The sequence below is a fragment of the Streptomyces sp. NPDC059003 genome, assembly GCF_042740445.1.
GTDB lineage: Bacteria > Actinomycetota > Actinomycetes > Streptomycetales > Streptomycetaceae > Streptomyces.
This window is the reverse complement of record NZ_JBHYJH010000244.1, coordinates 1-10,475: the sequence shown is the minus strand read 5'-3', so window position 1 is coordinate 10,475 and position 10,475 is coordinate 1. Positions and strand designations below refer to the sequence as shown.

The 10,475-nt window shown below is 73.9% G+C and carries 10 protein-coding genes; 3 read left to right on the top strand and 7 right to left on the bottom strand.

The window, feature by feature from the left end; all coding sequences use genetic code 11:
* A partial coding sequence (locus ACFWZ5_RS41940) for an MFS transporter (protein WP_384892380.1) occupies positions 1-1,255 on the top strand: 1,255 nt, incomplete at its 5' end.
* Positions 1,256-1,303: 48 nt separating this feature from the next.
* Entirely contained in the window at positions 1,304-3,163 is a 1,860-nt protein-coding gene (locus ACFWZ5_RS41935; RefSeq protein ID WP_384892377.1) for a glycosyltransferase family 4 protein, read from the top strand.
* A 126-nt stretch (positions 3,164-3,289) separates the two neighbouring features.
* Here the strand turns inward: ACFWZ5_RS41935 and ACFWZ5_RS41930 are convergent, their stop codons facing one another.
* From ACFWZ5_RS41930 to ACFWZ5_RS41910, 5 genes are all read right to left on the bottom strand, one after another.
* Positions 3,290-4,021 (bottom strand): hypothetical protein, encoded by a 732-nt coding sequence (locus ACFWZ5_RS41930; RefSeq protein WP_384892374.1) that lies wholly within the window; start codon positions 4,019-4,021, stop codon positions 3,290-3,292.
* A gap of 175 nt (positions 4,022-4,196) precedes the next feature.
* The gene (locus ACFWZ5_RS41925; RefSeq protein WP_384892372.1) at positions 4,197-5,450 is read right to left on the bottom strand and encodes a GNAT family N-acetyltransferase; all 1,254 of its coding nucleotides are present in this window, start codon (positions 5,448-5,450) and stop codon (positions 4,197-4,199) included.
* Positions 5,451-5,454: 4 nt separating this feature from the next.
* Positions 5,455-5,844, bottom strand: a complete 390-nt coding sequence (locus ACFWZ5_RS41920; RefSeq protein ID WP_384892369.1) for a hypothetical protein — start codon at positions 5,842-5,844, stop codon at positions 5,455-5,457.
* 265 nt (positions 5,845-6,109) lie between these two features.
* Positions 6,110-7,381: a hypothetical protein gene (locus ACFWZ5_RS41915; protein WP_384892365.1), complete on the bottom strand. Its 1,272-nt coding sequence runs from the start codon at positions 7,379-7,381 to the stop codon at positions 6,110-6,112.
* A 6-nt stretch (positions 7,382-7,387) separates the two neighbouring features.
* Positions 7,388-7,702, bottom strand: a complete 315-nt coding sequence (locus tag ACFWZ5_RS41910) for a hypothetical protein (protein ID WP_384892362.1) — start codon at positions 7,700-7,702, stop codon at positions 7,388-7,390.
* Positions 7,703-8,447: 745 nt separating this feature from the next.
* On the opposite strand from ACFWZ5_RS41910, the gene ACFWZ5_RS41905 reads away from it, so the two are divergent.
* Entirely contained in the window at positions 8,448-8,813 is a 366-nt protein-coding gene (locus tag ACFWZ5_RS41905) for a hypothetical protein (protein ID WP_384892359.1), read from the top strand.
* On the opposite strand, the gene ACFWZ5_RS41900 is transcribed toward ACFWZ5_RS41905, so the two are convergent.
* Positions 8,810-8,947 (bottom strand): hypothetical protein, encoded by a 138-nt coding sequence (locus ACFWZ5_RS41900; protein ID WP_384892356.1) that lies wholly within the window; start codon positions 8,945-8,947, stop codon positions 8,810-8,812. The two genes, ACFWZ5_RS41905 and ACFWZ5_RS41900, sit on opposite strands and share 4 nt — an antisense overlap.
* A gap of 641 nt (positions 8,948-9,588) precedes the next feature.
* Positions 9,589-10,431: an ATP-dependent DNA ligase gene (locus tag ACFWZ5_RS41895; protein WP_384892353.1), complete on the bottom strand. Its 843-nt coding sequence runs from the start codon at positions 10,429-10,431 to the stop codon at positions 9,589-9,591.
* Positions 10,432-10,475: the final 44 nt, after the last annotated feature.

Sequence of the window (10,475 nt, the reverse complement as noted above, 5' to 3'; positions counted from 1 at the left end):
AGACTGGACCAAGGAGCGCCCGGTGACCGAGCCCGCCCCCCGCCCCACCCCCGTTCCCGCCCGCCTGCCGGGCACCTACTGGCTGCTCATCGGCGGCTTCGCCCTCGCCCGCAGCGGCGGCGTGGTCGTTCCCTTCCTGTCCCTCTACCTCGTCACCCACCTGGACCACAGTGCGGCCGATGCCGCGCACATCAGCGCCGCCTTCGGCGTCGGCTGGCTGCTGGGACCGCTGCTGGCGGGCATGTTCACCGACCGGCTCGGGCGCCGCGCCACCTTGCAGATCGCCCTGCTGGGCACCGCGGGCGCCTGTCTTGCCCTGAGCCAGGCCCGCAGCCTGCCCGCGCTGGGGGCCGCCGCCTTCGCCGTCGGCCTGCTCTTCGACGCCGCCAGGCCCGCCGTCACCACCCTGGTCACCGATCTGGTCCCTGCCCCTCTGCGCGCGAGGGCCTTCGGCCGCCTGTACTGGGCCATGAACCTCGGCACGGCGATCGCCTCCGTACTGGGCGCGCTGCTCGTCAAGGGCCACTTCGCCGCCCTGTTCCTCCTCGACGGCGCCGCCAGCTGCCTGCTCGCCCTGCTGGTCTGCGCCGTCCGCGACCCCCGCCCCGCCCCCGCCGCGCACAGAAGCCGCCCGGCCCTGGCCGCGCTGCTGCGCGACCGGCCCTTCCTGGCCCTGTGCGCCGCCACGCTGGGATGGCTGTGCGTGTACCAGCAGATGCTGTTCGGGCTGCCCCTGGCCATGCGCGGGGACGGCCTGGAGCCCTCGTCCTTCGGCGTCATCGGTCTGGCCAATGCCGCCGGGGTGCTGCTCCTGCAGCCCCTGTTGCAGCCCCTGGTCGACCGCTGCCGACCGGTCACCGTGTGCACGGCAGGAGCGGGACTCACCGCCACCGGCATGGGCGCCAACCTGTTCGCCGACCACCTCCTGGCCTACACCGCCGCCACCGCCGTGTGGACGGCCGGTGAAGTCCTCTTCCTCGGCGCGGCCATGACCATCGTCGCCGACCTCGCCCCCGCGCACGCCCGCGGCCGCTACGCCGGCGTGTGGAGCTGCACCCTGGGCCTGTCCGCGCTCATCGCTCCCCAGCTCGCCGCGCTCGCCTTCACCGCCGGCGGCAGCACCGCCCTGTGGATCGCCTGCGCCGTCCTGGGCGCCGCAGCCGCAGCCATGTGCGCGGCCCTGCGCCCGGCCCTTGACGCCCGGCGCCAGCCGCAGCCCGCCCCGGCAGCCGCCAGGGCGCCGGCCGGTGTGTAGCCCCGGCCCGGATGGTGCAGCGGCTCAGGGAAAAGGAAGGGGGCAGGGGTGGCTGTTGTGTACTTCGTCGTGCCGGCCGGGTGGGACGACGAGCACCGGCCTTCGGGCGGGAACCGGTACGACCGTGAGCTGGCCCGCGAGTTGGGCCACCTGGGCTGGGATGTTCGCCCGCGGCCGGTGGCCGGCTCCTGGCCGCGTCCCGGCGGTGAGGCGCTGCGGGAGCTGTCGCTCGTCCTGGAGACGCTCCCCGACGGCTCGGTGGTGCTCCTGGACGGGCTGATCGCCGGTGCCGTCCCGGACCTTATGGCCGCCCACCACGGGCGCCAGCGCCTGGTGGTCCTGGTGCACCTTCCGCTCGCCGACGAGAGCGGTCTGGATACGCGGACGGCCCGGGATCTCGCACGGGGCGAACGTACCGCTTTGGGATACGCATCCGCGGCCGTCGCGACCAGCCGCTGGACGGCCGCCCGCCTCACCAAGCGGCACGGCCTGCCGGGGGTCCGCGTCCATGTCGCCGTGCCCGGTGTCCGTCTCGCGCCGCTCGCGCCGGGCACCCCCAGCGGCGGCCGGCATCTGCTCTGCGTCGCCAGCGCCACCCACCGCAAAGGGCTGCCCACGCTCGTGCGCGCGCTCGCCGCTCTTCCGCGTGATCTGCCGTGGCGGCTGAAGGTGGCCGGGGCGGAACCGGACCCCGCCTACGCCGCCCGCCTGCGGGCCCTGATCGACAAGGCCGGTCTCAGCGGCCGGGTTTGCCTGCTCGGCCCCCTGCCCAGCGCCGCTCTGGAGGCCGAGTACGCGTGGGCCGACCTGCTGGTGCTCGCGTCCGGCATCGAGCCCTACGGCATGTGCGTCACCGAGGCCCTCGCCCACGGACTGCCTGTCTACGCCTCCGACACCGGCGGGATCCCCGAAGCGATGGGCCATGCCGTCTTCCCCGGTGGGAGCCGGCCGGAGCGTCCCGGACGCCTCATTGCGCCGGGCGACATCGCGGCCTGGGCCGACGCGCTCGGTGAGTGGATGCGCGAGCTGCTGCTCCGCGACCGGCTGCGGACCCTGGCAGAGCAGCGGCAGCGCACCCTGCCCGCCTGGCGTTCGACCGCCCTGGAAGTCCACAGCGCATTGCAGGGACACGCCTCCACACGGTGGCACGAGGAACACCAGCAGGACACCGCCGGAGGCGGCCGGTTCGGCGGGTTCGCCGGTGCGGCCCCCGGTGTTTCGCCGGCGGCCCCCCACGGCAGCGCGAGCCCGGCGCAGGACACCGGCCACCGCCCGTCCGCCGGGCGGGACACCCGCCAACCGGTGCCCGCCCAGATTCCGTCCGGCGGGAACAGCCTGCGCCCGCCCTGGGGGTCCGCTGCCGGCGGCGCGGACACTGCCCGCATGCCTATCACGGACATCTGCCAGGCCATCGCCGCAGTACTCCACCCGGAACTCGCCTACACGGCGACCACCCAGCCCCCCTCACCGGGCCCGCAAGACCCTCCTGCGGGCCCGCAGGCCCCCGCCGCCGACCCGGCGCCGGCGCCCGACGGCAGCCCCGGCGAGGCGTACGCCGCTCTGCGCGCCGAGCAGCTCCAGCAGTGGCAGCAGGTCGTGGGGGAACTGCGCCAGATCCGCGCCTGGGGCGAGGACCCGCTCCTGCACGCCCTGGAAACCGCGCACCGCCGGCGCACGCAACTCGAGGAGGACATACGCCTGCTGATCACGCTGGGGCGGGAATTCGTCAGCCCCCGCCCCTACGACGTCAGTGCCCTCGCCCGCGCCGCAGGAATGACGCAGTATCTGGCCAAGAAGGCCTACGGGGCAGAAGAGATCGCCTGCATCCGCCAGGTCACCGGTCTCGACCCCCGCAGCCCTGCAGCCGACGGCGAAAAGGCCACGCCCAGCGCACGGTGTGACACCTGACGGGCCCGCTGCGCTCTTGACCGTAAACGGGGTGCGATCCCGCGCAGCGGCGCCACCGCAGGCAGGCGACACCGGCGCGGCCCGGGGTGCACCGGCAGGCCCCGCCCGACCTCTGCAGCCGGCGCGTTACACCGCCGCTGCCGGCTTGCCCTCTGCTGCCTCAGGCTCGGCCGCGGAGTCCGGGGCGCCCGCTGCCTCGCTCTCCTGCGAGGCCTGTCCGGCCTGCCGGACGCTGGTGTACATCAGTTGCTTCTGCCGGTCATCCACCTCGGCACGCTGCTGGCCGACGAGAGCGTTGAGCGCGTTGCGCACCGTCTGCTTGGAGGTCGCACGCTCGGGGTGCTCCCGTTCCAGCTGCTCGGCGACCTCTGTGACCGTGCGCGGCTCAGGGTGGTGCCCGTCCAGCAGCTCCCACAGCAGGTCGCGCAGTCCCGGCTGCGGCTTCTTCGGCGCCGCCGCGGCCTTGGCGGGCGCACGCTTGGCGGCCTTGCGGGCGGGTGTGATGCTCTTGCGCTTCGGCTTGCCTGCGGCTGCCGCCCGGGCCGGGCCCGGCGCGGCGGAATGCTCGGCGGGAGCCTTCGCCAACGAGGCAGCCCGGGGAGCGGGAACCTCTGCAGGTGTGCCTGCAGCCAGCCCGTGTGCACGCGTGGCCGCCGCGGCGGCAGGCTCCTTGAGGGTCTGCTCGCGTGAGGACGGCGCTTGTTCCGCCAGCCGCTGCTGCAGCCATTGCGCGTCGGCACGCAGCCGGGCCAGTTGCTCGTCCAACGCCCGCTGCTGCGCCAGATTGTCCTCCAGCTCCTGCGCCCACTGCTCGGCATACCGGGCCTGGATGGGGATGTGGACCTGCGTGTCAGTCACGACCGCGCTCGCCTTCTGTAGGTACGTGCGTTGCGCCGGATGCTAGTTCACCCGGGCGCCCCCAGACTGCCCCTGGCTCACCCGTCATACGCCTGTGAAGCGGCCGGGCGGAGCGCCGGCCGCGGCGGCTTGCAGCCCCCGGGCCTTGTCCACCCCAGGCCCGGCCGGGGGCATGTCAGTGCGGTGCCGGGCCTGCGGCAGGCGGCGGGAGCGGCATCTGCACGTGCGGGTCGTAGGCGGGCTCCAGGCGTTCCGGGTGCTGCCTCTCCCGTCGTCGTCGTGCTTCCCGGGCGGCCAGGAGCCGCTCCGCCAGCTGGTGGACCGCTGCGGCCTGGGGGGTGAAGGAAGCCGGAGTCTCCTGCGCGGTGGGGGCGGGCTGCGGGCCGCTGTTGTGGTAGCGGGCCCGGTAGGCGGCGCTGGCGGCCTGCGGGCTCGGCGGAGCAATGCAGGCCTGCACCGGCGGGTCGAACTCCGTGCTGTGCACGAGGCCGGGCTCCCGCGCGCTGCGCCAGGACAGACCGGCCAGTTCCAGGGGCATGTCTCTGCCCTGGGTGTACTGCACATACTGGGTGCAGGATTCATACGCCAGCGGCCGGCCCGCAACCGGCAGGGCGTGGAAGACGACATGCGTGCCCGGACGTGGCGACGGCGCGTCTCTGAACAGGTCCATGGTCAGGGCGTCGTCGAAGGCATCGGCGGGGGACAGGTTCCACCCGCCCGGGTGCCCGACTCCGCCGCCGCCCCGGGGGATGTTGCCGTGCCCGAGGTGGCCCAGCAGCGCGTGCGCGCGCTGGCGGACGCTGAGCGCCGGGTCATGAACGAGGCGGTGCAGGGCCGCGGGAAGGTGCACCGATGCCCCGGCATGCAGCTCCTGCCGGGTGGGGGCCACCCGCGGCAGTTCCTGCCCGCCGGTGTAGTAGTGGTCGTAGGCGGCGAACTCCGCCTCCACGCACGGCTCTGTGCCGTAGCCGTAGCCGTAGCCGTGGCCGGGCAGGTTCAGGTGCTTGCTGAGGTGGACGTTGCGGTTCCTGTCGGCGGCCGCCCGCGTGGCCTTGAAGTGCCGGGCCCAGTCGGCGGGTGGCCGGTGGTGGATGTTGCGCTCGGCGGGGGCACGGTCGCGGTAGCGGGCCCACCACTGGGCGCCCTCGCCGGTGAGGGCGCCCGGGCTTGCCCAGGCTGTGGGGTGTGCTGCGGCCAGGGTGTCGACGAGCAGGGATGCCAGTCCGCGCCGCTGGAATTCTTCGTTGACCAGCAGCAGCTCGACCTCGAGGGCCTCGCCTTGGGGGTGCAGGTAGTAGTCGAGGTGGCCCGCTGCCAGTCCGTCGATGACCGCGATGATCTGGCGGCCCGGCCAGCGGTGCCCGGGGTCGCCCTTCCAGGTCGACAGCCGCAGCGAGACCCCCTCCGGCACAGGCCGGGCAGCGGCCATGAGCTCAGGCGCGCGGGGTGTGGGTGGGGCGGCGGGCGACGGCGCGGACCCCGAGGCCGGTGCAGCCGGGCAGTTGCTGCAGCAGCTGTGCGGCCGCGGCCTCCACCTGTGGGACGTCACCGGCGGGAGGCTCGCCTGCGGGGGGTGGGAGGAGGTCCACGACCACCTGGAGGACGTACGTCACCGGGCCGGGCGCCCGCTCGCCGGGCGGGCCCGGCACCTGGTCCTCGTGCAGGAACACATCGGCGAGGGAGGTGATCTCGCCGCGCGGGTTGGGTGCGGAGCGGGACAGGGAGACGAGCTCGTGGTGGCCGCTGAGCTGTTCGGCCACCACGTCGACCGCCTGCGGGGCGCCCGTCATCTCCAGCCGTACATACGAGGGGGGAAGGCTCATCGTTACTCCCGGGGTGGACACCTGCCGTGCAGTGTCAACTGCGCACCCCTGGCGCAGAGTTCCCTGCCGCTCTCCCAGGATCCCGCTGGCGCCCGTCACGGGCGGGCTGCGGGGCGGTGCTGGGCGCGTTCGGTGTGACGGCACCGGAAAGGGGGGGGCGGGGCGCCGTGCGGCTCGGCAGCGATATCTGGGGGTTCTCCGCCCCGGATGTCCCGGATGCCCCGGACCGGAGCGGCCCGTTCGTGTTCGGGCCGCGGCTCTGGTCCTAGTGCGGGCGTGGGGAGGGAGGCGGCAGGGAGTGCTGCTGGTGCATCCGGTGGTCTTCTTGTGCCCGGGGTGCGGCGGGCGCCGTTGGCGGGGAGGCCGTACGCCGCGCGGTGCTCTCCAGCAGCCTGCCCGCCAGGGCGCGGATATCGGCCTCGCGCCCCGCCAAGGGGGCAGTGTTCTCGGCGGGCTGCGGCTGCTGCCCGGGCAGCAGCTCTCCGCTGTCGTCGAAGCGGGCCCGGTACTGCGGGCCGGCCTCGTCCCGGTTTTCCGGCGCGATCGCGGCGCCCACGGGGGGTGTGAAGGAGGCATGGTGCGTGGTCCACGGCTGCCGGGAGGAGCGCCAGGACAGGCCCGCCAACTGCACCTCGATCCCGGGTGAGTTGATGTACGTCACCCACGTGGCTTTCACGGAGTGCAGCGCAACGTCCTGGGCGTCCTGGGCTGCGGACAGCGGCAGCACACGGAAGACCATGTAGCTGCCCGGCCGCGGGTCCGCGGAGTACAGCAGCTGGTCCTGGACGACGTCCTCGAACGCGGCGTGCTCGGTGGTGTTCCATGCGGCGTGGCACGGCAGGTTGCCGTGCCCGACGTTGTCCAGCAGGATCCGCGCCCGGTCGCCGGTGTCTCGGGTGCTGTCGTGCACGAGCCGGTGCAGCCCGGGCGGCAGGGTCAGCGCGACTGCGGCGTAGAGCTCCTGGGCGGCCGGGTCGGGGCCCTGCCTGCGGGCCTTGCGGAAGAACGGCGCGTAGAGCTGGGCTTCTTCCTCCAGACGCTCGCCGTAGCGGTACACCTGACGGCGGTGGCCGTCCACGCCCCAGTAGTAGTTCAGCTCGGCGTTGGCCGCCTTGTGCTCGGCGACCACGGGGGCCTCGAAGTAGGCTGCCCACTCGGCCGGGGGACGGTTGTGCACGTTGCGCTCGGGAGCGGGCTCGCTGTACCGGTCCCACCACAGTGTCCCGTCGCGCCGCGAACGCACACCATGGTTGATCCAGGCTCTCGGGTAGGCCCCGTACAGCGCGTCCATCATCACCGAGGCCAGATTCCGGCGCTGGTACTCGGGCGCCACCTCGAGCTGCGAGACGAACACGGCCTGCCGGTCGGGGTGGACGTAGAAGTCCAGCTGGCCGGCGTACTCGCCACCCACCAGGGTCAGGATCCGCCGCCCTGACCAGGCCTTGCCTCCGTTGGCTGTCCAGTCGCCGGTGGGTTTCCAGTCGGTCAGCCACAGCGATACGCCCGCCTCGTCCAGCCGCGCCTCGGCCCCGGCCATGGCCGCCTACTCCCGGGGCACGGGCAGCCCCCAGGAGGAGACCAGGCGGCTGCGGACGTGCCGGAGCAGGGGGGCATCCTGCAGCGTGCTGGCCACGGCCGCTTCCACTTCCTGCGCGGCTGCGGCACCGGGCAGACCGGGGAAGGCGCCTTCCGGGGCCTCGAGCACGCTCTGGACGGTGAGGGACACTCCGTGCCCTGCCGAGGGCGGCCGGGGGGAGGGGTGGGTGACCACAACGACCACCCGCTCGATGTCGCCGCGGTCTCTGCTCTGCGGCGGGGCGTCGGAGATGACCGCTGCACTGGCGCTGAGCACTGCCACCAGCCGGTCGACCTCCTGGGGCGGACCGGTCAGCTGTACCCGGGTAACAGCCGGATCCTGTGACGGCGAAGACACGGCACTCACCACTCCCATCGAGAAGACAGGCGGCCCGCACCCGGCCGCGACCCGGGAAGACCGCCGCATATGACGCCGCATGCGGCGCGGGGACCAGTGTGGCAGGCGCCGAATCACCCCAACACGGCGGCGGTGTACCGAGCTTGCCCCGGAACACCTGGCCCGGAACGCGCACGCGACGCCGTGCCTGCCCCGGCCTGCGGATACAGAGGAGCACCTGGGCACATCCGCGGTTCCCGGCGATGCCCTCCTGGCCACGGCCCTTGCCGGGCGGGGCAGAAGGGCACCTTGACTCCGGCGTTGAGTCGCTTCAGTCGCTTTGGTCGCTGCGCGCTGCGTCCGCGTGGCGCGGGGTGAGGCCAGCGACTGGACACAGTGCTGCGTCGCTGAGCTTCGGTCGCTCTCTGCGGAACACGAGAACATGCAGGTCACAGGCCTGCGTGGGAGGAGTGGCGGTAGGAGAAGCGACTGAAGCGACCCCGCGCTGGCGTCCCTCCGGCGTCTCGGCCCAGCCGGGAAGGACTCACCGCGGAAGAGACGGCGCCGCACCAACGCCCCTCACCGCAGCCCCTGTTCGAGCCGCCGCCCGCCTGCGGGGCAGGGGGCCTCATTGCCCTGCCGGGCCGGGGCGTGGTTGGCTCGGGTGCCCCATCCCACCCCCGGAGAGACCGTGACCCGATCCGTAATGCCGCCGTGGATCGCGCTGACCGTCGGTGCGGGGGTCTGCGTCCTGGCCGCCGCGCTCCTTGGCGCCCGCGCCGAGCTGAGTATCGTGGCCGCCGGTCTGGGCCTGGGCGCTGTCGCCGCCTACGGGGTGGCCAGAGTCCGAGCCGCACTGCCGTGTGCGGCCATCGCCTGGCTGGGAGCCGGATGTGTTGCGGGCATCCTTGGCTGGGGCCTGGGGGAGGACTACGCCTTCGGCTACGTGCTGGCGGCCGTCCAACTCCTCGTGGGCGCCGTCTTGCTGCCCGGACACCTGATCCGTTCGCCTCGCCGGGCCGCTGCGGGCGCCCGGGCGGGCCGCAGCAGACGCTAGACCTTCGCGGGAACCTTCTCGGCTGCCGCGCGGGCCGGTTCGCCCTCGTCGCCCGCAGTGTCGCCCGCCTCGGGCACACCAGCCGCCTCGCTGTCGGCGTACGCGGTGTCCATCAGCTCCGCCGTTGGCGGCACTTCTCGGCGAGCTCCCTTTCGGCCAGGGGCTCCAGGGTGTTGCGCACTGTTTGGACGGATGCCGCCCGACGGGCGTGGGTGGTCCGGCGTGAGCAGGGCAGCGGCCTCGGCCAGGCACGGCTGGCCCGGGGCGTCACGGCGGGCCTTTGCCGCTGGCCGCCTCAGGGGCCCACGGCGCCCGGGCTCAGCGCAGGTCATGGACCTCGCCGCACACTGCGACGTGTCGGATCCCGGCGGCGCCCAGCATCGGCCGGACGCACGGCACGCCGCCGGGCCCGTCCATTGTGCCCGTACGCCCCCGGCCGCCTCGAAGGGCGGTGGGGCACCGGCGCCAGGCATACGCGCCGGGAGCACCCGGCCATGCCGATGAGGGGGGGACCGCCCGGTCGAGGCATGCCCTGGCCCGCACCGTCAAACGCCTGCCCCGCGGCGCCGGATTGATGGCAGTACAAGCCCAAGTCCGGACGGGGGCGCTGCTGTTCCGCACCGTGCAGGAGGTGATCCTCCAGGCCCGCGCGGGGTCGGGACCTCACCGCGAACCGGAGGCCTGGCCGTCGCCTGCATGGCTGCCCCGGGCGCGGTGCCCCACGGGGTTATATGGCCTGCCGCTCTGCCCCTGCCGCCTGCCGGCCGCTGTCTCATCACGGGCCGACGTGTTCGGCGCCGAGGACCTGCACGTCGACGGGGCGCAGGTCGATCCGGACCCGCAGATGGCGCACGGGGTGTCGGTACCGGCCGGCGTCGATCGCGGTGTCCGCGCGGAACTCCACCACTGTCTCCGGCTCGACGGGCCGGACATCCAGGGCCGCCCGCGAGCCCCAGCCGGAGGAGAACCGCACGCCCTCCCAGGGGTGTCCGCTCCCGGCCGGGCGCAGGAGCGCGCCGAGCTGCCGGGCGGCGGCCCGCGGCAGCGGGGTGGTGCGGGCGATGAGCCGCAGGTGCCCGGTCGCATCGTAGCGACCGATCAGCAAGGTGCTCGGCGAGGCAAGAGACCCGGTCACCCCGGCGACGATGCCCTCGGCGCTCTCGAACGAGCGCAGCTTCCCCCAGCCACGCACGCCCGGCCTATACAGGGATGTTCTGGACTTCAGGCACAGGCCCTCAATACCCACGTGTCCCCAGTCCGGGGTGAGCCACTGAGCCGCGATGGCGGGGTCATCGGTGGCCGGGCACAGGCTCCACGGCGGGCCGAGCTCACCGCGGTCGAACAGTTCCTCCAGCAGAGCCCGGCGCTCGACGTAGGGCTGGTCCAGCAGCACCCTCCCGTCGGCCTCCAGGAGGTCGAAGACCACCACCGCGGCTGGGAACTGCGCGGCCATCTCCTCGGCGCCCCGGCCGGTGTGCCGCGCCCGCTGCTGCAGCAGCGGGAAGTTCAGCCGCCCCTGGTGGGGCACGACGAGCTCGCCGTCCAGGACCAGCTCGCCCAGCCCGGCGGCGGCGCGGGCGATGTCGGGGGCGCCGGCGGCCTGCGCCGACCGTGGCATACCGCCTCGGTCGTCAGCGGCCGGGCCTTCGTCGTATGGCGCCG